The sequence below is a fragment of the Aeromonas sp. Y289-2 genome, from assembly GCF_027705925.1.
Taxonomy (GTDB): domain Bacteria; phylum Pseudomonadota; class Gammaproteobacteria; order Enterobacterales; family Aeromonadaceae; genus Aeromonas; species Aeromonas veronii.
Map to the genome: position 1 here is coordinate 49,133 of NZ_JAPDCH010000008.1, position 20,045 is coordinate 69,177.

At 59.0% G+C, this 20,045-nt stretch carries 14 protein-coding genes; 7 read left to right on the forward strand and 7 right to left on the reverse strand.

Going from position 1 to position 20,045, the window contains the following annotated elements; genetic code table 11:
* Window positions 1-160: 160 nt before the first annotated feature.
* Window positions 161-2,422 carry a patatin-like phospholipase family protein gene (locus tag OKC43_RS13170; RefSeq protein ID WP_236271806.1) on the reverse strand — a complete coding sequence of 754 codons (2,262 nt, stop codon included), beginning with the start codon at window positions 2,420-2,422 and terminating at the stop codon, window positions 161-163.
* Between the two features lie 234 nt (window positions 2,423-2,656).
* On the opposite strand from OKC43_RS13170, the gene OKC43_RS13175 reads away from it, so the two are divergent.
* Complete coding sequence (locus OKC43_RS13175; RefSeq protein ID WP_129503161.1) at window positions 2,657-4,567, forward strand: methyl-accepting chemotaxis protein; 1,911 nt, start codon at window positions 2,657-2,659, stop codon at window positions 4,565-4,567.
* A gap of 84 nt (window positions 4,568-4,651) precedes the next feature.
* Here OKC43_RS13175 and OKC43_RS13180 read toward each other — a convergent pair whose 3' ends face one another.
* The 6 genes from OKC43_RS13180 to ampD form a co-directional block, all read right to left on the reverse strand.
* Complete coding sequence (locus tag OKC43_RS13180) at window positions 4,652-5,614, reverse strand: sensor domain-containing diguanylate cyclase (RefSeq protein ID WP_236271775.1); 963 nt, start codon at window positions 5,612-5,614, stop codon at window positions 4,652-4,654.
* Window positions 5,615-5,738: 124 nt separating this feature from the next.
* Window positions 5,739-7,166: a dihydrolipoyl dehydrogenase gene (gene lpdA, locus OKC43_RS13185; protein ID WP_005336123.1), complete on the reverse strand. Its 1,428-nt coding sequence runs from the start codon at window positions 7,164-7,166 to the stop codon at window positions 5,739-5,741.
* Between the two features lie 148 nt (window positions 7,167-7,314).
* Entirely contained in the window at window positions 7,315-9,204 is a 1,890-nt protein-coding gene (gene aceF / locus OKC43_RS13190) for a pyruvate dehydrogenase complex dihydrolipoyllysine-residue acetyltransferase (RefSeq protein ID WP_236271774.1), read from the reverse strand.
* A 119-nt stretch (window positions 9,205-9,323) separates the two neighbouring features.
* The gene (aceE, locus tag OKC43_RS13195) at window positions 9,324-11,984 is read right to left on the reverse strand and encodes a pyruvate dehydrogenase (acetyl-transferring), homodimeric type (protein ID WP_005355086.1); all 2,661 of its coding nucleotides are present in this window, start codon (window positions 11,982-11,984) and stop codon (window positions 9,324-9,326) included.
* A 79-nt stretch (window positions 11,985-12,063) separates the two neighbouring features.
* Entirely contained in the window at window positions 12,064-12,828 is a 765-nt protein-coding gene (pdhR, locus tag OKC43_RS13200; RefSeq protein WP_005336127.1) for a pyruvate dehydrogenase complex transcriptional repressor PdhR, read from the reverse strand.
* A gap of 278 nt (window positions 12,829-13,106) precedes the next feature.
* Window positions 13,107-13,682, reverse strand: a complete 576-nt coding sequence (gene ampD / locus OKC43_RS13205; RefSeq protein ID WP_236271773.1) for a 1,6-anhydro-N-acetylmuramyl-L-alanine amidase AmpD — start codon at window positions 13,680-13,682, stop codon at window positions 13,107-13,109.
* Between the two features lie 130 nt (window positions 13,683-13,812).
* On the opposite strand from ampD, the gene OKC43_RS13210 reads away from it, so the two are divergent.
* The 6 genes from OKC43_RS13210 to OKC43_RS13235 all read left to right on the forward strand — a co-directional run bounded on the left by OKC43_RS13210 (window position 13,813) and on the right by OKC43_RS13235 (window position 20,043).
* On the forward strand, window positions 13,813-14,283 hold the full coding sequence (locus OKC43_RS13210; protein WP_040068932.1) for a retropepsin-like aspartic protease family protein: 471 nt from the start codon (window positions 13,813-13,815) through the stop codon (window positions 14,281-14,283).
* 3 nt (window positions 14,284-14,286) lie between these two features.
* Complete coding sequence (gene nadC / locus OKC43_RS13215; protein ID WP_236271772.1) at window positions 14,287-15,150, forward strand: carboxylating nicotinate-nucleotide diphosphorylase; 864 nt, start codon at window positions 14,287-14,289, stop codon at window positions 15,148-15,150.
* Between the two features lie 315 nt (window positions 15,151-15,465).
* Window positions 15,466-15,912, forward strand: coding sequence for a pilin (locus OKC43_RS13220; protein WP_236271771.1), 447 nt, complete (start codon window positions 15,466-15,468; stop codon window positions 15,910-15,912).
* A 9-nt stretch (window positions 15,913-15,921) separates the two neighbouring features.
* The gene (tapB, locus tag OKC43_RS13225) at window positions 15,922-17,628 is read left to right on the forward strand and encodes a PilB family type IVa pilus assembly ATPase TapB (RefSeq protein WP_005336134.1); all 1,707 of its coding nucleotides are present in this window, start codon (window positions 15,922-15,924) and stop codon (window positions 17,626-17,628) included.
* A 239-nt stretch (window positions 17,629-17,867) separates the two neighbouring features.
* Window positions 17,868-19,109: a type II secretion system F family protein gene (locus OKC43_RS13230; RefSeq protein WP_005336136.1), complete on the forward strand. Its 1,242-nt coding sequence runs from the start codon at window positions 17,868-17,870 to the stop codon at window positions 19,107-19,109.
* Between the two features lie 61 nt (window positions 19,110-19,170).
* Complete coding sequence (locus OKC43_RS13235) at window positions 19,171-20,043, forward strand: prepilin peptidase (RefSeq protein WP_236271770.1); 873 nt, start codon at window positions 19,171-19,173, stop codon at window positions 20,041-20,043.
* The last annotated feature ends 2 nt before the right edge of the window (window positions 20,044-20,045 follow it).

The following is a 20,045-nucleotide window of genomic DNA, read 5'->3' on the forward strand; positions in this document are numbered from 1 at the left end:
CGTAGGGTGCTCCCCACTATATAAGTTTTAACGACTAATTAAAATCCAAACCCTGTTTACTTATTCACCACAAAATCGTAACCAATTAAACAGACTGGTATTTTTTGAAAATTAATTGAACGCCCTCAACCAGAGTTAACAAATTGGCATCATTTCGGCATTATTCGAACGTACTGCCCAATTGCAGATAGAAGACGTCATTGCCCCCCTCCGCCATGCCGTAGCCGAGGAACACAGGGCCAAGGAAGCTCTCCACCCCGACATAAACCGACCCGGCGGTAAACGAGCTCTCCAGACTGATATCCTCACCCTTGTTCCAGACCCCGCCCTGCTCCAGAGATCCACCCAGATAGAGCGGCATCTTGAGGGCACCAAAGTCATTATCTGCCACCCGATAGATGTAACGCAGGCCACCAAACAGGCTGTAGCGACCGCTTAGCTGGTAGCGCTGGAAACCGGAGAGGCGGAACAGCCCGCCCAGATCCTGAATATGCAGCGGCACCACCTCTTCACTGCCCGAGCCACCCCCTTCGAGGATCAGGTTGAGGCTGTGCCTGTCCCATGACCAGGGCTTGATCATCGAGAGCTGATAATTCCAGCCTTCACTGCGCCCATCTGCTGACTCAAGTCCATCCACACTGACGTGGGAGTGGCCCAGTTTCATGTCCCATTTCACCCCCTGATAGGGGAAATAGAGGCTATCCAGATTGTCGTGTTCAAAGCGGACATAGGGGCCCCACGCCGTGGCATCCATCTCCAGCCCCTTGAAGTTCTTCACATCAATCGTGCCCAGTTGTCCCTCCAGCCCCATCGACAACCTGCTCCAGGGCTGGCGGTTCCAGCCCACCGCCAGATCGCCGCTGAAGAAGGAGTATTCGGAGTCGAGATAGCTTATCGAAACCGCCTCGGGATCCGGATTGGGGAAAAACAGCCGGCGCAGGGTCTGGTCATAGGCCAGACTCGCCTCACCATAGAAGGTCTGGGAGGGTTCGAGCGGAGTATAGAAGTCGGTCTTGATATGTTTGGCCGTGCCCAGCGACGCCTCGGTCAGCCACTCCGCCCCCCACTCGTTGACGTTGGTGAGGGTATAGGACATGCCGACGTTGTAGTTGGAGGTGTTCTCGAAGTCATCGGTGAAACCGAACTGGAAGTTGAGGTAGCCCGGCCCCCAGTTCTTCTCGCTGGCGTCCACCAGCAGCACGTTTTCCCCGTCACGCTCCTCCACCTCGTAGGTGATGCGATCGAACGACTCAAGGGCATAGAGGCGGCGAATGCCCGCCTCCAGACTCTCGTTGGTCTGTACCTTGTCCGGCCGCACTTTCAGCATGGCGCGCACCGTCTCATCGGAGAGGCGCGACTTGTTGATGATCTCCACCTTGTCGATGAAGTAGGCGGGCTGACCGCTACGCTCGGCACGGCGGCTCAGCTTCTGGTTGCGATAGGCGTTGTACTGCGCCTTGGTGAGCGACAGCTTATCGAGTTGCAGCGACACCTTGTCAGCCGCCGTCTCACCGATCTTGATCCCCTCCGGCATCCGGGCAAAGTCGGCGATCCCCATATCGCCAAACTCGGGGGCGATCAGAATATCCTTCGGTCCCATCAGCGCCTTCTGCTTGTCGGTGCCCACCTGGGTCATGTAGGTGGTGAGCTGGTCAATCATCGCCAACCCTGACTTGAGGGACTCCCGGGTACGCAGCTTGGCACTGATATCCACCGCGATCACCACGTCGGCCCCCATCGCCTTGGCGACATCCACCGGCATGTTGTTGACGCTACCGCCGTCCGCCAGGATGTGCCCCTCCCACTCCACCGGCTTGAGGGCGCCGGGAATGGACATAGAGGCCTGCATCGCCTTGGCCAGACTGCCGTGATCCAGCACAAAGGGGGTGACCGTCTCCATGTCGGTCGCCATGGCGCGGTAGGGAATGGGGAGATCATCGAAGCTCTCCTGCACCGGCAGGTTGGAGGTGGCCCCCCGCAGCAGGCTGGCCATGGATTGGCCCTGGAAGAAACCGTCCGGCAGCTGGGTGGTGTCGCCATTCACCCCGATGTCGGTGCGCAGTTGGTACTGCTCGTTTTGCTGCTTCTTGCGCAACGACAGCTCGTCGCGGCCCACCTTGTCCTGATACCCCTTGTTCCAGTCGATGGCCAAAGTGGTGCGCTCCACCTCCTCGGCACTGAGCCCCATGGCATACATCCCCGCCACATAAGAGCCCATGCTGGTGCCGACTATGATGTCGACCGGAATCCGTTTCTGCTCCAGCACCTTGAGGATGCCGATATGGGCCGCCCCCTTGGCGCCGCCGCCGCTGAGCACCACCGCAATTTTCGGGCGCTCCCCCTGTGCCGCCACAGCCAGCAGCGGCATCGCCGCCAGCATCACCAAAAGCAGACGGGTCCATCCCGCACCTAAGCTGCGCATCATATTTTCCATATTATTCAGAGGGTCAGTCACCAAGGATGGCCTCTACTATAAGGGGCCCGGCAGTTAGCGCAACCGTCAATCCACCTCCCGCCTGTGCTGCATGGCGAAGGGGCACGCCGCCGCCCCTGTGAGCGCAAACGTAATCCGCAAATAAAGGGCTGCAAGCCTCATGGGTAGCGCCGCGCTGCCGCTAATATGAGCGTCGTCAATCTCAACCTTTTGAGCACCTTTATGCTGGCAACCCTCACTCTTAAACAGAAAATACTGGCCACGGTCACCCTGGCCGTGGTCGTCTCCTGCCTGCTGGTAGGCTACTTCAGCCAACGCTCGGCCCAGCAACTGATCGAAAACCGGATGTTCGAGCAGGAGCTCCCCAACCTGACCCAGCGGATCAGCAAGGAGATTGAACAGGATCTCCACGGCATCGCCCAGGCCGCCCGCCAACTGGCCACCGACCGCTTCATCCTCGACTGGGTGGATCGGGGCATGCCCAAAGAGCAGGAGCCAATCCTCATCAACCAGCTCAAGGATGTGGCCAACCAGTATGGTCTGGTGACCGCCTCCTTCGCAGATCGCCAGAGTGCAGCCTACTACAACCAGGATGGCTTTCTGCGCAACCTGACCCCCACGCAAGATGCCTGGTTCTATGACTACACCAAGAGCCAGAAGGAGATGACCCTCAGCATCTTCCGCGAGAGCAACGGCGAGGTGAAGCTGTTCGTCAACTTCCAGCAGCTCAACGGGCGCGGGCTGGCCGGCTTTGCCAAATCCCTCGACACCATGGTGACCATGGTCTCCAACTTCCGGCTGGAAGAGAGCGGCATCGTCTTTATGGTCGATGGCAGCGGCAAGGTGAAGCTGCACCCCGAGGCCAACCGCATCGAGCGTGACACGCTTGGCAACATTGCCAGCGGTGATACCGGCAGCCTGCTGGCCAAACGCCCCTTTGCCGTCATCAACGCCGAAGTCAATGGCGAGCCCATGGTACTGGCCAGCAGCTATATCCCGCTGCTCGACTGGTATCTGGTGGCCCAGGTGCCGCAAGCCGAGATCTATGCCGAGCTGGATCAGACCCGCAACGAGATCCTGATGATCTCGCTGGTGATTGCGCTGGCCATGGGGCTGATGGGGATGCTGCTGGCAGGCTCGGTCAGCCGCCCGCTCAACGAGTTGGCCCGCCTGTTCAAGGAGCTGGGCAGCGGCGATGGTGATCTCACCCAGCGCCTGAAAGTGGAGGGGCGTGACGAACTGAGTCAGGTCGCCACCGGCTTCAACAACTTCGTCGCCAAGATCCACGGATCCATCGAGCAGGTGGCAGAGAACTCCCGCCAGCTCGCGGCCACCGCCAACGAGGTGGCCAACAAGGCGCAGCTGACCCAGCACAACTGTACTGCCCAGCGTGACCGCACCGTGCAGGTGGCCACCGCCATCCACGAAATGGGGGCCACGGTGAGCGAGATCGCCGGTAACGCCTCTCTGGCAGCCGAAGTAGCTAGACAGGCCAACGATCAGGCCGATGCAGGGGCAGTTGTGGTAGCTCAGGCGCGACACGGCATCGTCGACCTCTCTGGCGAGATTGAGCAGGTGGCAGGGGTTATCGAGTCGCTGGCGAGCCAGACCGACTCCATCGGCAGCATCCTCGAAACCATCCGCAGCATCTCGGAGCAGACCAACCTGCTGGCACTGAACGCCGCCATCGAGGCCGCGCGCGCCGGTGAACAGGGTCGCGGTTTCGCCGTGGTGGCAGATGAAGTGCGCAATCTGGCCAACCGCTCCGCCGCCTCGACCGCCGAGATCCAGGGGATGATCAACCGCCTGCAGGAGCAGAGTGCCCGCGCGGTCAGCGCCATGGCACAGGGGCGCAACCAGAGTCTGGAGGTGGTGAGCCAGGCCGATGAGGCCAACGCCGCCCTCGGCCAGATCACCGCCCACATCACCCAGATCAACGACATGAATATTCAGGTCGCCACCGCCACCGAGGAGCAGTCCAGCGTGGTCGGCGAGATCAACCGCAACGTGGAAGATATCAACCAGCTCACCATGGAGACCGCCGATATCGCCCACCAGCTGACCGAGTCGAGCCGCAGCCTGCAACAGCTCTCCGGTCAGCTGGACAAGCTGGTCGGCAACTTCCGGCTCTGACCCCGACCTTGACCTGAGCCATCAACAACAGAGAGCGCCGTGGCGCTCTCTGTTGTTTTGGTGGCGGCTAATCCGGCATAGCAGTCAGCCCTTGCCATCCCGTTTGCGCTGATACATCAGCTCATCCGCGCGGGTGAGCAGCTCGGCCAGGGAGACACAGCCGCGTCCGTCATAGCAGACAATCCCGGTGCTGCAGGTCAGCGCATAGCCGCAACCACTGTGCTGATTGTGCTCGGCCAACATGGCATTGAAACGCTCATAGGCTAGTTGTGCCTGCGCCTCTAGCACATTGGGCAACAGGACGGCGAACTCATCACCGCCCATGCGGGCAAACACGTCTGCGCCCCGAAAAGCCTGCTTGAGCAGAGTGGCAAAGGCGATCAGGGCCCGATCCCCTTCTGCATGCCCCCACCGATCGTTGATCCCCTTGAAGCCATTGAGATCCAGATAGAGCAGCGCCAGCGGCATCTGCAAGCGACTGGCCAGCGAGAGGCTCTTCTCCGCCAGCATCACGAACCCGCGCCGATTGGAGATCAGGGTCAACTCATCAATGGTGGCCAGCTGCACCGCTTCGAGCTCCCGCACCACCATCGCCGCCAGATCCTTGAGCAGCCCCACATCCTCCTCACTCAATTCCCGCGGCACCGTATCGATGATGCAGAGCGTCCCCAGTTTGCAGCCGTTGGCGATCCGCAGTGGCTGTCCGGCATAGAAGCGGATGCCGGGCCCACCCACCACCAGCGGATTGTCGGCAAAGCGGGGATCCTGCGAAGCATCCGGCACGATAAAGGTCTCATTGCCCATGATGGCGTGGCCACAGAACGAGATGTCCCGCGCGGTCTCACGGACCTCCAGTCCGATACAGGATTTGAACCACTGGCGATCTTCATCCACCAGACTCACCAGCGCGATGGGGACATTGAACACCCGTCGGGCCATGCGGGTCAGCCGGTCAAACCGCTCCTCAGCCTCTGAATCGAGCAAAGAGAGCCGCCGCAGGGTCTCCAGCCGCAATGCCTCATCGGGTGGAATGGGTGCTTCTAGCATCGTGCCTCTCTCATCAGTGCCAAAACCTATCTTTAGCATATTGGGCTTTGTCGAAGTCGGGGCAGCAAGGAGAAAACAAAAAGCCGCTCATTCGAGCGGCTTTTTAGACAAACGGGGAAGAAAATTACTTTTTCTTCTTGGCCTTGGCGTTCGGCAGATCGGTGATGGAGCCTTCGAACACTTCGGCAGCCAGACCCACGGACTCGTGCAGAGTCGGGTGAGCGTGGATGGTCAGCGCGATATCTTCGGCGTCCGCACCCATTTCGATGGCCAGACCGATTTCACCCAGCAGTTCACCACCGTTGGTACCCACGATGGCACCACCGATGACGCGGCCGCTCTCCTTGTCGAAGATCAGCTTGGTCATACCGTCGGAGCAGTCGGACGCAATGGCGCGACCGGAAGCAGCCCACGGGAAGGTGGCGACTTCGAAGTTCAGGCCCTGTTGCTTTGCTTCCTTCTCGGTCAGACCAACCCATGCCATCTCTGGCTCGGTGTAGGCGATGGACGGGATCACTTTCGGGTCGAAGTAGTGCTTCTTGCCGGCGATCACTTCGGCGGCAACGTGACCTTCGTGAACACCTTTGTGTGCCAGCATCGGCTGGCCAACGATGTCACCGATGGCGTGGATGTGCGCCACGTTGGTACGCAGCTGCTTGTCCACCTCGATGAAACCGCGCTCGGTCACGGCAACGCCTGCCTTCTCGGCATCCAGCATCTTGCCGTTCGGCACACGACCTACCGCAACCAGCACGTTGTCGTAACGAACCGGCTCGGCCGGAGCGTGCTTGCCTTCATAGGAGACGTACAGGCCGTCTTCGCGAGCTTCAACTGCGGTGACCTTGGTCTCCAGCATGATATTGAATTTCTTGGCGACGCGCTTGGTGTAGATCTTGACGATGTCTTTGTCGGCAGCCGGAACCAGCTGGTCGGCAAATTCCACCACGTCGATCTCGGAACCCAGAGAGGAGTAAACGGTACCCATCTCCAGGCCGATGATGCCGCCACCGATAACCAGCAGTTTGCCAGGAACGGTTTTCAGCTCCAGCGCATCGGTAGAGTCCCATACGCGCGGGTCATCGTGGGGAATGAACGGCAGCTTCACCGGACGGGAACCGGCCGCGATGATGGCGTTGTCGAAGGTCACGGTAGTCTTGCCGTCGGCACCTTCAACTTCCAGGGTGTTCGGGCCGGTAAATTTACCCAAGCCGTTAACAACCTGAACTTTACGCATCTTGGCCATGCCAGCCAGACCGCCGGTCAGCTGGTTGATAACCTTCTCTTTCCACAGACGGATCTTGTCGATGTCGGTCTGCGGGGCACCGAAGACGATGCCGTGCTCGGCCAGCGCCTTGGCTTCTTCAATCACTTTGGCAACGTGCAGCAGCGCCTTGGAGGGGATGCAGCCCACGTTCAGGCAGACGCCACCCAGGGTGGAGTAACGCTCGACGATAATAGTATCCAGACCCAGATCGGCTGCACGGAAAGCAGCGGAATAACCGGCAGGGCCAGCACCCAGTACTACGACCTGGGTTTTGATTTCTTTACTCATCATGACCTCTTTGTCGTTCTTATATCCCCGGACAGCGCAGTCTTATACCGAAACGGGTGGCTGCAGCCGTGAAAAAAACGGGGCAAGTTTACGATCATGTTAATGAAATGAGAAGTAAAAAGGGCAGGCTCTGGGCCCGCCCTCTCACTTACAGGACCAGTCGACGAATGTCGGACAGCACGCCGTTCATGGTGGTGATGAAGCGAGCCCCATCGGCACCATCGATCACGCGGTGGTCGTAGCTCAGAGCCAGCGGCAGCATCAGGCGCGGCGCAAACTCTTTACCGTTCCACTTCGGCTTCATCTCGGACTTGGATACGCCCAGGATGGCCACTTCCGGCGCGTTGACGATCGGGGTAAAGCTGGTACCGCCGATGCCACCCAGGCTGGAGATGGTGAAGCAACCGCCCTGCATGTCGGCAGCGGTCAGCTTGCCGGCACGGGCCTTCTTGGAGATCTCGGCCAGATCGCGAGACAGCTCCATGATGCCCTTCTTGTTAACATCGCGCACCACAGGCACAACCAGACCGTTGGGGGTATCTACCGCCACACCGATGTGGATGTACTTCTTCATGATCAGCTTGCTGCCATCTTCGGACAGGGAGCTGCAGAAGCGCGGGTGAGCTTCCAGCGCCTTGGCGGCGGCTTTCAGGATGAACACCAGCGGGGTGATCTTCACGTCTGCCTTCTGCTTCTCGAGCATCGCGTTCTGCTCTTTGCGGAACGCTTCCAGCTCGGTGGTATCGGCTTCGTCGAACTGGGTGACATGAGGAATCATGACCCAGTTGCGGTGCAGGTTCGGACCGGAGATCTTCTGGATGCGGGTCAGCTCGACCTCTTCCACATCACCGAACTTGCTGAAGTCTACCTTCGGCCACGGCAGTACGCCCAGACCGTTGCCACCGGCTACGCCGGCAGAGGCAGGAGCGGACTCGGCACGCTTGATGGCATCCTTCACGTAGGCTTGCACGTCTTCTTTGACGATACGGCCCTTGCGACCGGAGGCTTTCACCTTGGCCAGGTTGACGCCGAACTCGCGCGCCAGACGGCGTACTGCCGGAGAAGCGTGCACGTAGGCGTCGTTGGCAACGAAATCGGTCGCAGCGGCAGCAGCCTGGGCAACCGGAGCCGGAGCAGCGGCAACAGGGGATGCAGCGACCGGAGCGGCAGCTTGAGCAACCGGCGCGGCGGCAGGAGCAGCGCCAGCCACTTCGAATACCATGATCAGGGAACCGGTGGAGACCTTGTCACCCGCCTTCACCTTGATCTCTTTGACCACACCGGCGAACGGCGCAGGCACTTCCATGGAGGCCTTGTCACCTTCCACGGCGATCAGGGACTGGTCGGCTTCAACCTTGTCACCCACCGCAACCATGATCTCGGTGACTTCCACTTCGTCGCCACCGATATCCGGTACGTTGACCTCTTTGGCCGCAGCGGCAACCGGGGCAGCAGCCACCGGCGCGGCAGCTTGGGCCGGAGCAGCAACGGCAGCAGGCGCAGCGCCAGCCACTTCAAATACCATCACCAGAGAGCCGGTAGAGACCTTGGCACCAGCGGCAACCTTGATCTCGACTACGCGGCCTGCGAACGGTGCCGGTACTTCCATGGAGGCCTTGTCACCTTCCACGGCGATGATGGATTGGTCGGCTTCAACCATGTCGCCCACGGCAACCATGATTTCAGTCACGTCCACTTCGTCGTCACCGATGTCCGGCACGTGCACATCTTTGCGCACGGCAGCGGCAGGTGCGGCGGCCGGAGCAGCAGCAACCGGTGCAGCCACTTCAGCAGGGGCGGCAGCGCCTTCGGCTTCGAAGATCATGATCTGGGAACCGGTGGCAACCTTGTCGCCCACCTTGATCAGGATCTCTTTGACGATACCGGCGGACGGGGCCGGAACTTCCATGGAGGCCTTGTCGCCTTCTACCGCGATGATGGACTGGTCCAGCTCGACCTTGTCACCCACGGCCACCATGATCTCGGTGACTTCAACTTCATCGGCGCCGATATCCGGCACCATAATCTGTTTGGACATTGTGCTTTATCCTCTTGCGTCGATCCGCGTGGCTGGCTGATGCCGCCACGCACATCTCGCGTTAACCGTTTTAAATCCTGGCAGGGTCACGCCGCATGACGGCGCGACCCTTGATCCACTTACGCGTACAGCGGGTTGACCTTGTCGGCATCGATGCCGTACTTGGCGATGGCGTCGGCCACAACCTGCTTGTCTACCTCGCCGCGCTTGGCCAGTTCGGTCAGGGCAGCAACCACCACGTAGAACTCGTTCACTTCGAAGTGACGACGCAGGTTGGCACGGCTGTCGGAACGGCCGTAACCGTCGGTACCCAGCACGCGGTAATTCTCGGTCGGAACAAAGGCGCGAACCTGATCGGCGAAGGACTTCATATAGTCGGTCGCAGCGATGGTGGCTTCAGAACCCAGTACCTGAGCGATGTACGGTACGCGAGCTTCGGCAGTCGGGTGCAGCATGTTCCAGCGATCCGCGTCCTGACCGTCACGAGCCAGCTCGTTGAAGGAGGTGACGCTGAATACATCGGAACCGATGCCATACTCGCTGGCCAGGATCTGGGCAGCCTTGCGCACGTGACCCAGGATGGAGCCACAACCCAGCAGCTGAACTTTCGCCTTGGCACCGGCGACGGATTCCAGCTTGTAGATACCCTTGCGGATGCCTTCCTCGGCGCCTTCCGGCATGGCCGGCATGGCGTAGTTCTCGTTCAGGGTGGTGATGTAGTAGAACACGTTCTCCGGGTTCTCACCGTACATGCGGCGCAGGCCGTCCTGTACGATCACCGCCACTTCATAGGCGTAGGACGGGTCGTAGGAGATGCAGTTCGGGATGGTGTTCGCCAGGATGTGGCTGTGACCATCTTCGTGCTGCAAACCTTCGCCGTTCAGGGTAGTACGACCGGAGGTCGCACCCAGCAGGAAGCCACGGGCTTGCTGGTCACCGGCTGCCCACGCCATGTCGCCGATCCGCTGGAAGCCGAACATGGAGTAATAGATGTAGAACGGGATCATCGGGCAGTCGTTGGTGCTGTAAGAGGTCGCAGCAGCCAGCCAGGAGGACATGGCGCCCAGCTCGTTGATACCGTCTTGCAGAACCTGACCCTGCTTGTCTTCCTTGTAGTAGGAGACGATGTCGCGGTCTTGCGGGGTGTACTGCTGACCGTGCGGGCTGTAGATACCGATCTGGCGGAACAGACCTTCCATACCGAAGGTACGGGCTTCGTCAGCGAGGATCGGAACGATGCGCTTGCCGATGGACTTGTCTTTCAGCATCACGTTCAGGGAACGCACGAACGCCATGGTGGTGGAGATTTCGCGCGCCTGCTCACCCAGCAGCGGGCCGAAGGCATCCAGTGCCGGGATTTCCAGCTTGGTGGTGCTTTCGCGCAGACGGGTCGGCACATAGCCTTTCAGGGCGGTGCGACGGTCGTGCAGGTATTTGTGCTCGGCAGAACCGGCTTCGATCTTCAGGTAAGGCAGATCGGCCAGCTGCTCGTCAGCCACCGGCAGGTTGAAGCGGTCACGCAGGTGACGCACGGAGTCCAGCTCCATCTTCTTGACCTGGTGAGCGATGTTCTTGCCTTCAGCCGCTTCACCCATGCCGTAACCCTTGATGGTCTTGGCCAGAATAACGGTCGGCTTGCCCTTGGTCTGGGTCGCCTTGTTGAACGCGGCGAACAGTTTGCGAGGATCGTGACCACCGCGGTTCAGAGCGAAGATCTCCTCGTCGGTCATGTCTTTGACCAGCGCGGCAGTTTCCGGATAACGGTTGAAGAAGTGCTCGCGGATGTAGCCACCGTCGCGGGACTTCATGGTCTGGTAGTCACCGTCCACGGTCTCGTTCATCAGCTGGATCAGCTTGCCGGAAGTGTCTTTCTTCAGCAGCTCATCCCACTTGCGACCCCAGATCACCTTGGTGACATCCCAACCGGCGCCAGCGAACAGGCCTTCCAGCTCGTTGATGACCTTGCCGTTACCGACAACCGGACCATCCAGACGCTGCAGGTTGCAGTTGACCACGAACACCAGGTTGTCGAGCTTTTCACGCACAGCAACGGTCAGGGCGCCCTTGGCTTCCGGCTCGTCCATCTCGCCGTCACCCAGGAAGGCGTAAACGGTCTGCTCGGAGCAATCCTTGATGCCACGGTCGGTCAGGTACTTCAGGAAGCGAGCCTGATAGATGGCGGCGATGGGGCCCAGACCCATGGATACGGTCGGGAACTGCCAGAAGTCCGGCATCAGTTTCGGGTGCGGATAGGAAGGGATACCCTTGCCGTCCACTTCCTGACGGAAGTTGTCCAGCTGCTCTTCGGTCAGACGACCTTCAGCAAAGGCACGAGCATAGATGCCCGGGGAGATGTGACCCTGGAAGTAAACCAGATCGCCACCATCCTTCTCGTTGCGAGCACGGAAGAAGTGGTTGAAGCAGACATCATAGATGGTCGCAGAAGAAGCGAAGGAAGACATGTGACCACCCAGGTCCAGGTCTTTCTTGGACGCGCGCAGCACGATCATCATGGCGTTCCAGCGGATGATGGCGCGAATGCGGCGTTCCATCTCCAGGTCACCCGGGTAGTCCGGCTCGTCGCTGGACGGGATGGTGTTGATGTAATCGCGATTTGCCTTGGCAGCCACGTCCACACCGCTTACGCGGGCTTTCTCGGCCAACTGTTCAAGGATGAACTGAGCGCGTTGCGGACCCTCTTCACGCAGCAGGGATTCCAGAGAGGCAAGCCACTCCAGCGTTTCTATCGGGTCCACATCGTTCTTCAGGATATCAGACATGGCTGGTTCCTATGTTGTTGTGATTGCACGGCATTGCACGGCGAAGGGCGCAAGCATTCGACAATAAAGCCTTGTGGGATTAGTTTTCCTGCTGACGGATCCGACGCATGGATCGCTGGATCCGGCTGTCTTCCCTCTGCATATCCAACAAGGTGTCCTCGATAAAGGCCAGATGCTCATGACAAGCTGTTCTGGCCCGCTCCGGAGCCCCCGAAAGAATAGCCTCGATCAGATTCGCGCGATGGCGACGTATCTTGGCTACCACTCCCGGGCGGCGATTCAAAATCTCGTTATTCTGCAGAATGTTCTGTTCGAGCATCGGGCTCATGGCCCGCAGCAGGTGCAGCAGCACCACGTTGTGGGACGCCTCGGCCACCGCCAGATAGAACTGGGTCACGGCTGCCGATTCGGCCACCAGCGAGCCCAGCTGGCCCGCCTCTTCGATGGTGGTTTGCACCTGACGAATACGCTCGAAATCAGACCCGGTTCCCCTCAAGGCCGCATAGTAGGCACAGATGCCTTCCAGCGCGTGGCGAAACTCCAGCAGATCATACTGGGCTTCCGGGTGGGTACTGAGCAGTTCGAACAGAGGATCGGCGATCCCCTTGCTCAGGGCATTCTGCACATAAGTGCCGCCGCCCTGACGGCGATAAAGCAATCCGCGCGCTTCCAGTCGCTGGATGGCTTCGCGCAAGGAGGGGCGCGATACCTGAAACTGGATGGCGAGTTCCCGCTCGGGAGGCAATTTCTGCCCCGGTTGCAGGCTGCCTTCCAGAATCATCTGTTCCAGCTCGGCGACAATGGAGTCGGCCAACTTGGGTTGCGTAATCTTGCGATAGGGCATGAGGCTACTTTGTTAAATTGGTATTACCAATTTTATGGATGGGGCGAAAATTAGCAGAGGCCTTTTGAAAAGTCCACTCAAAAGATGATCTGAGTCAAGAATCAGCCCCACCACTTAAGAGGTAAAGCAGGGGAAACATGATTTAGCTCATAGAAAATGGTCTGACCAATATTCTTGACCTCGCTCACAAATAACATTTGCGCAACCAGAGACAAAAATGGCCTGCCAGATAGGCAAGCCATTGATTTTAAAATCCAAACTAAATTTGAATATTTACTTTAGCTGTTTAGTAACTGACGGTAGTAATCCCACTGGAAACTGGCTCCGGGATCCGTCTTGCGCCCTGGTGCGATATCGCAATGACCGACAATTTTTTCGTGGGTGATGGCCGGATAGCGCTCCGAGATAGCTCGAGTGAGCCCTGCCAATGCCCGGTATTGAGCCTCGGTGTAGGGGATTTCGTCAGTCCCTTCCAGCTCGATGCCGATGGAGAAGTCATTGCATGCCTCCCTCCCCTGCCAGCTCGAGACACCAGCGTGCCAGGCGCGCGCGCCGAACGGCACATACTGCACCAACTCGCCATCACGGCGGATCAGACAGTGGGCCGAGACCCTCAGCTGATGGATACCGGCAAAATAGGGGTGAGCCTCAGGGTCGAGTCGCCCCATAAAGAGATCGTCAATAAAGGGGCCGCCGAACTCCCCTGGCGGCAGGCTGATGCCATGCACCACCAGCAGGGAGATATCATCCGGCGCGGCCCGTTCGTTGTGATGGGGAGAAGGCACCCAGCGCGCCTGCTGGCACCAGCCAGCGGCATCGATAGAGAAACAAGGTTGCGAAGCGAGTTGAGTCATCGGCTACTCGAGTTGGCTGATAAATGGCGAGAAAACGAAGATACCTGATAGGCAACCCGACACCAACTCACTGAATCAAAGGGAAATGGTATGTTAGGCTGAGTCATCTTCCGCTCGATATGGATGGGGTATGCAGCACACGGCACGCTGGATGTGGTTACTGGCCTGGCTCTCTTTGATGGGCCTGCTGACCCTCTATTTTCACTCCCGCAACCAACCAAGCGTCACCGCCAGCGGCGAGCTGTTGCTGCGGGCCGACCAGAGCGGCCACTATCGTCTGGAGGGTGCCATCAACGGCCAGCCGGTGCAACTGCTGCTCGATACCGGCGCCACCCGGATCACCATCCCGCAGCAGGTTGCCGAGCGGCTCGGCCTGACCGCTCACGGCAGCAGCCAGGTCAATACCGCTGCGGGGCAGATCCGGGTCGGCAACGGCACCATCGAAACGCTGGCGATGGGGCCATTGACCTTGTACGATCTGGCCATCTTTATCAATCCGGCGGCAGACGGTGACGAAGTGCTGGTTGGCATGAACGCCCTCGGTCGGCTGGAGCTGGTTCAAAAGGAGCGGCAACTGCTGCTCAGACCCTTGCAGGAATAAGGCATGTTTCAACAGGATGTCAGCCGCGCCGTGCGCGCCGCACTACTCGAAGATCTGGGCGATGCCCTCACCACACTGGACCAACCGGACGACAGCGCCGATATCACAGCCCAGCTGATCCCGGCGGATCGGATGGCCACTGCCCGGGTCATCACCCGCGAAGCCGGCGTATTCTGCGGCCAGCCCTGGGTCGATGAAGTGTTCGTACAACTCGGCGGCGACGTGAAGGTGGAATGGAAGGTGCAGGATGGGGAAGTGCTCTCCCCCAATCAGGAGCTGTTCCGCCTCCACGGCCCTGCCCGCCTGCTGCTGACCGGCGAGCGCAATGCCCTGAACTTTGTCCAGACCCTCTCCGGCGTCGCCACCCTCACCGCACGCTACGTGGCAGAGCTGGAGGGCACCGACTGCCGTCTGCTCGACACCCGCAAAACCATCCCCGGGCTGCGCACCGCCCAGAAGTACGCGGTCACCTGTGGCGGCGGCAAGAATCACCGCATCGGCCTCTATGACGCCTATCTCATCAAAGAGAACCATATCCTCGCCTGTGGCGGCATTGCCGAGGCGATTAATGAGGCTCGTCATCTCAATCCGGGTAAACCGGTAGAGGTGGAAGTGGAATCACTGGCAGAGCTGGAACAGGCGCTGGCGGCAAAGGCCGATATCGTGATGCTCGACAACTTCGACGTGACCATGATGCGCGAAGCCGTCGCCATCAATCAGGGCCGCGCCAAGCTGGAAGTCTCCGGCAATGTCACCCTCGACACTCTGGCAGAGTTTGCCGCCACCGGCGTCGATTTTATCTCAGTCGGGGCACTGACCAAGCATGTACGGGCGCTCGATCTCTCCATGCGCTTTATCCAGCAGTGAGATTCACCCCTCAGGCCTGAGCAAATACTCGACCTAACCAGATAAACAACTTGCAAAAGGCGCCATGGGCGCCTTTTCTTTATGCAGGATCCCTCAGCAAAGGAGTGTAATGACGGACCCGCTTTCACCCGTAACAAAGAGTCATAAGAAGCCACTTATTTTATGACTCGCATCAAGTTTTTGGTAAATGACATGAAAGTAGTTAACAAAGGCAGCAATCTCTGTTGCCACCCCTGACAGCTCGGATAAGATACTGACGTTCGGACGATTTTCTACCGACACTTCCCAGGAACCAAGGATAAAAGGATATTTCAAATGAAGAAACAATCGGGTTTTACCCTTATTGAACTGATGATCGTGGTCGCGATCGTGGCCATTCTGGCGGCAGTCGCGCTGCCGGCTTATCAGACTTACACCCAGAAGGCTAAGTTTTCAGAAGTCATAGCAGCAACAGGGCCAGTGAAGACAGCTGTAGAACTTTGTGTGCAGTCCGGTACAGCTATAACTGCATGCGCAGCTAACTCAAATGGAATTCCAGCAAACTTTACCGGAGCTACAGACAGAGGTGTTGTGGCTGCAATGAACCTCGCTACAGGTACATCTGCTGCTGGCCCAGTAATAACAGCCACAGCAACAAACGCCGTTGGAGGTCTAACCTATATTCTCCGCAGCACTTTGAACAACAATGGCCAACTAATATGGAATCATGATAAGAGCAACGATACTCAAGGTGGAACATGTGTAGGTAAAGGTGCCTGCTAAGTTCTGTTTATGACTTCTAGCCCCAATAGCGGCCTGGCGTTAAGCCTGGCCGCCTCTTCACTGATCAGTGAAGAGGACTCCCAGCGCTATCTGAGCCAGGCCAAGGCCCAGCGCAAACCCTTTGTGACCTTTCTGATAGAGAACGAGATCCTCGATAGCAAGGCACTCGCCGATTTTTGCGAGCTGGAGTATGGGGTACCTCTGCTGGATCTTGCCGCCTTCGATTTGGCCGAGATCCCGCAGAAGTACCTCAATCAGAAGCTGATTGAGAAACACCACGTCCTGCCCATCTACACCCAGGGCCACACCCTCTATATCGCCATGTCGGACCCGACCAATGTCTCAGCGTTGGAGGACTTTGGCTTCAGCTTCGGCCTTCATACCGAGGCGCTGCTGGTGGAGGAGAACAAGCTCACCGCCGCCATCGGCAAGCTGCTGGAGAGCGAAAATGACGCCCTCGGCATGGAGGATATCGACGAGTCCGAGATTTCTGATCTCGAAGTCTCCGACGAAAACAGTCGGCTGGACGAGAGCGTCAATACTGCCGATGACGATGCTCCCATCGTCAAGTACATCAACAAAATCCTGATGGATGCCATAAAGCGCGGTGCCTCCGACCTGCACTTCGAGCCCTATGAGTTCAAGTATCGAGTGCGCTTTCGCATCGATGGCATTTTGCATGAAATTGCTACGCCGCCGGTCAACCTCTCCAACCGCTTCTCCGCCCGCCTCAAGGTTATGGCACGACTCGATATTGCCGAACGGCGGCTGCCGCAGGATGGCCGCATCAAGCTGAAGCTGTCGCGCAACAAGTCGATGGATATGCGGGTCAACACCCTACCCACCATGTGGGGGGAGAAGATCGTTATCCGTCTGCTCGACTCCTCGGCGGCACGCCTCAATATCGAACAACTCGGCTTTGATGACCGGCAGAAGGCGCAGTACCTGCGCGCCCTCTCCAAGCCACAGGGGATGATCCTGGTGACCGGCCCCACCGGCTCGGGCAAAACGGTCTCGCTCTATACCGGCCTCAATATTCTCAACACCACCGAGGTAAACATCTCCACCGCCGAAGACCCGGTGGAGATCAACCTGCCCGGCGTCAACCAGGTGCAGGTCAACCCCAAGGCGGGGCTCACCTTTGCCAGCGCCCTGCGCTCCTTCCTGCGGCAAGACCCGGATGTGGTGATGGTGGGTGAAATTCGCGATCTCGAAACCGCCGAGATCGCTATCAAGGCGGCGCAGACCGGTCACCTGGTGCTCTCCACCCTGCATACCAACTCCGCCGCCGAGACCCTGACCCGGATGATGAACATGGGGGTTCCGGCCTTCAACATCGCCTCCTCGGTCACCCTGATCATGGCCCAGCGGTTGGCCCGTAAACTGTGCGACCACTGCAAAGCGCCGGAAGTGGTGCCGGAAGCCGAACTGCTGGAGCTGGGCTTTACGCCGCAGCAGCTGGCTGCCGGACTGCGACTGTTCAAACCGGTCGGTTGCAAGGAGTGTTCCGGCGGCTACAAGGGGCGGGTCGGCATCTACGAAATCATGCTGATGTCAGAGAACATCGCCAAATTGATTATGCAGGGGGCCAACTCCCTGCAAATCGCCGCTATCGCGCAGAAGGAGGGGATGCGCACCCTGCGCACCTCGGGACTGGAGAAGGCCCGGCTCGGGGTCACCAGTCTGGCCGAGGTCAACCGGGTCACCACCAACTGATCCGTGTGCGGAACGACCCGCCGATTTGGTTGGCAGAGCGAATTCGTCGTTCACAAACACGGGACGGATGATTGTCCGGCCAACAGAGTAATCAGATATTCAAGTGACCGGGCTGGCGCCAAGAAGGCACCACCCACCCTATCAGTACCCCGCAGGCATCAAGCCAGTCGGGCACCTTGACCAGGTTGGTGACGCGCAGAGCCAGGCTCTGACAACCAACCCCATTGCAGGATGCAAAGATGGCAACCCTAACGAAAAAGAACAATGCCCCCAAGAAAGTCTTCGCCTTCCGCTGGCACGGGGTTAATCGCAAGGGGCAGAAGGTCTCCGGCGAGCTGCAGGCCGACAGCATCAACACCGTCAAGACCGAACTGCGCAAGCAGGGAGTCAACGTCACCAAGGTAGCCAAGAAATCCCAGGGGCTCTTCTCCAAGGGCGGTGCCAAGATCAAACCGATGGATATCGCCATCGTCTCACGCCAAATAACTACCATGCTCTCCGCCGGTGTACCGCTGGTGCAGAGCCTGCAGATCATCGCCCGCAGCCACGAGAAAGCCTCGATGCGCGAGCTGATGGGGCAGATTGCCGCCGATGTGGAGACCGGTACCCCCATGTCGGAGGCGCTGCGCCGCCATCCTCTCTATTTCGATGATCTCTACTGCGATCTGGTGGAAGCCGGTGAGCAATCCGGTGCACTGGAGACCATCTACGACCGTATCGCCACTTACCGGGAAAAGTCGGAAGCGCTCAAGTCGAAGATCAAGAAAGCGATGTTCTACCCCACCATGGTCATTCTGGTCGCCATCGTGGTCACCTCCATCCTGCTGCTTTTCGTCATTCCGCAGTTCGAGGATATCTTCAAGAGCTTCGGCGCCGAGCTGCCGGTGTTCACCCAGTTTGTTATCGGCATCTCGCGCTTTATGCAGAACTGGTGGTATGTCTTCTTTGGTGGCACGGCCCTTGGCATCTTCCTTTACGTGCGGGCCTGGCGGGCCTCCCAGAAGGTGAAAGACAATACCGACAAGTTCGTCCTCACCATTCCGGTGGTCGGAATGATCCTGCACAAGGCGGCGATGGCCCGCTTTGCCCGTACTCTGTCGACCACCTTCTCCGCCGGTATCCCGCTGGTGGATGCGCTGATTTCGGCAGCAGGGGCCTCGGGCAACTATGTCTATCGCACCGCGGTCATGGCGATCCGCAACGAGGTGGTGGCCGGTATGCAGATCAACGTGGCGATGCGCACCGTAGATCTCTTCCCCGACATGGTGATCCAGATGGTGATGATCGGTGAGGAGTCCGGTGCCATCGATGATATGCTCTCCAAGGTCGCCACCATCTTCGAACAGGAGGTGGATGATCTGGTCGATGGCCTCACCAGCCTGCTGGAACCCCTCATCATGGTGGTGCTCGGGGTGCTGGTCGGCGGCATGGTTATCGCCATGTACCTGCCCATCTTCAAGCTGGGCGACGTGGTAGGCTGATTTATCAGGGCATGACACCACAACCATGTCCTCCCCCTCATTCAATAACTGACGGTTGGTTATGACACTTCTTCTCGAGCTGGCTCACAGCTTGCCCTGGCTCTACTTCTCGCTGGTTTTTCTTTTCTCCCTGATGATCGGCAGCTTCCTTAACGTAGTGATCCACCGCTTGCCCATCATGCTGGAGCGGGAGTGGCAGGCCGAGTATCGCGGCTACTTTTCCCCCGATGAGGAGGCCACTGCGCCAGAGCGCTACAACCTGATGGTTCCGCGCTCCGCATGCCCTCACTGTGGCCACGCCATCACTGCGCTGGAGAACATCCCGCTGTTGAGCTGGATCTGGCTCAAAGGGCGTTGCCACGACTGTCAGGCCCCCATCTCGGCCCGCTATCCGTTGGTAGAGCTGCTGACAGCCCTGCTCTCGGTGGCCGTTGCCATGGTCATAACACCGGGCTGGGGGACGCTGGCCGCCCTGTTGCTGACCTGGGTGCTGGTCGCCCTCACTTTTATCGATCTCGACAAGATGTTACTGCCCGACCAGCTCACCCTGCCACTGCTGTGGGGTGGGCTGCTGTTCAACCTGGCAGGCGGCTTCGTGCCGCTGGCGGATGCCGTGATCGGCGCCATGGCGGGCTATCTGGTGCTCTGGAGCCTCTACTGGGCTTTCAAGCTGCTCACTGGCAAGGAGGGGATGGGCTATGGCGACTTCAAGCTGCTGGCAGCGCTAGGTGCCTGGCTCGGCTGGCAGGCGCTGCCCATTATTTTGCTACTCTCATCCCTGGTCGGCGCCGTGATCGGCATCAGCCTGATCGCCTTGCAAAAACATCATCAGGGCAAGCCCATCCCCTTCGGCCCCTACCTCGCCATCGCCGGCTGGATTGCGCTGCTATGGGGCGATACCATCACCCGCTGGTATCTCTCTACCCTGATTTGAGC

What these genes read in the sequence shown, in the direction of transcription:
- OKC43_RS13170 (WP_236271806.1), bottom strand. Translation starts at nt 2,422, where the DNA reads ATGCGCAGCTTAGGTGCGGGATGGACCCGTCTGCTTTTGGTGATGCTG.
- OKC43_RS13175 (WP_129503161.1), top strand. Translation starts at nt 2,657, where the DNA reads ATGCTGGCAACCCTCACTCTTAAACAGAAAATACTGGCCACGGTCACC.
- OKC43_RS13180 (WP_236271775.1), bottom strand. Translation starts at nt 5,614, where the DNA reads ATGCTAGAAGCACCCATTCCACCCGATGAGGCATTGCGGCTGGAGACC.
- lpdA (WP_005336123.1), bottom strand. Translation starts at nt 7,166, where the DNA reads ATGAGTAAAGAAATCAAAACCCAGGTCGTAGTACTGGGTGCTGGCCCT.
- aceF (WP_236271774.1), bottom strand. Translation starts at nt 9,204, where the DNA reads ATGTCCAAACAGATTATGGTGCCGGATATCGGCGCCGATGAAGTTGAA.
- aceE (WP_005355086.1), bottom strand. Translation starts at nt 11,984, where the DNA reads ATGTCTGATATCCTGAAGAACGATGTGGACCCGATAGAAACGCTGGAG.
- pdhR (WP_005336127.1), bottom strand. Translation starts at nt 12,828, where the DNA reads ATGCCCTATCGCAAGATTACGCAACCCAAGTTGGCCGACTCCATTGTC.
- ampD (WP_236271773.1), bottom strand. Translation starts at nt 13,682, where the DNA reads ATGACTCAACTCGCTTCGCAACCTTGTTTCTCTATCGATGCCGCTGGC.
- OKC43_RS13210 (WP_040068932.1), top strand. Translation starts at nt 13,813, where the DNA reads ATGCAGCACACGGCACGCTGGATGTGGTTACTGGCCTGGCTCTCTTTG.
- nadC (WP_236271772.1), top strand. Translation starts at nt 14,287, where the DNA reads ATGTTTCAACAGGATGTCAGCCGCGCCGTGCGCGCCGCACTACTCGAA.
- OKC43_RS13220 (WP_236271771.1), top strand. Translation starts at nt 15,466, where the DNA reads ATGAAGAAACAATCGGGTTTTACCCTTATTGAACTGATGATCGTGGTC.
- tapB (WP_005336134.1), top strand. Translation starts at nt 15,922, where the DNA reads ATGACTTCTAGCCCCAATAGCGGCCTGGCGTTAAGCCTGGCCGCCTCT.
- OKC43_RS13230 (WP_005336136.1), top strand. Translation starts at nt 17,868, where the DNA reads ATGGCAACCCTAACGAAAAAGAACAATGCCCCCAAGAAAGTCTTCGCC.
- OKC43_RS13235 (WP_236271770.1), top strand. Translation starts at nt 19,171, where the DNA reads ATGACACTTCTTCTCGAGCTGGCTCACAGCTTGCCCTGGCTCTACTTC.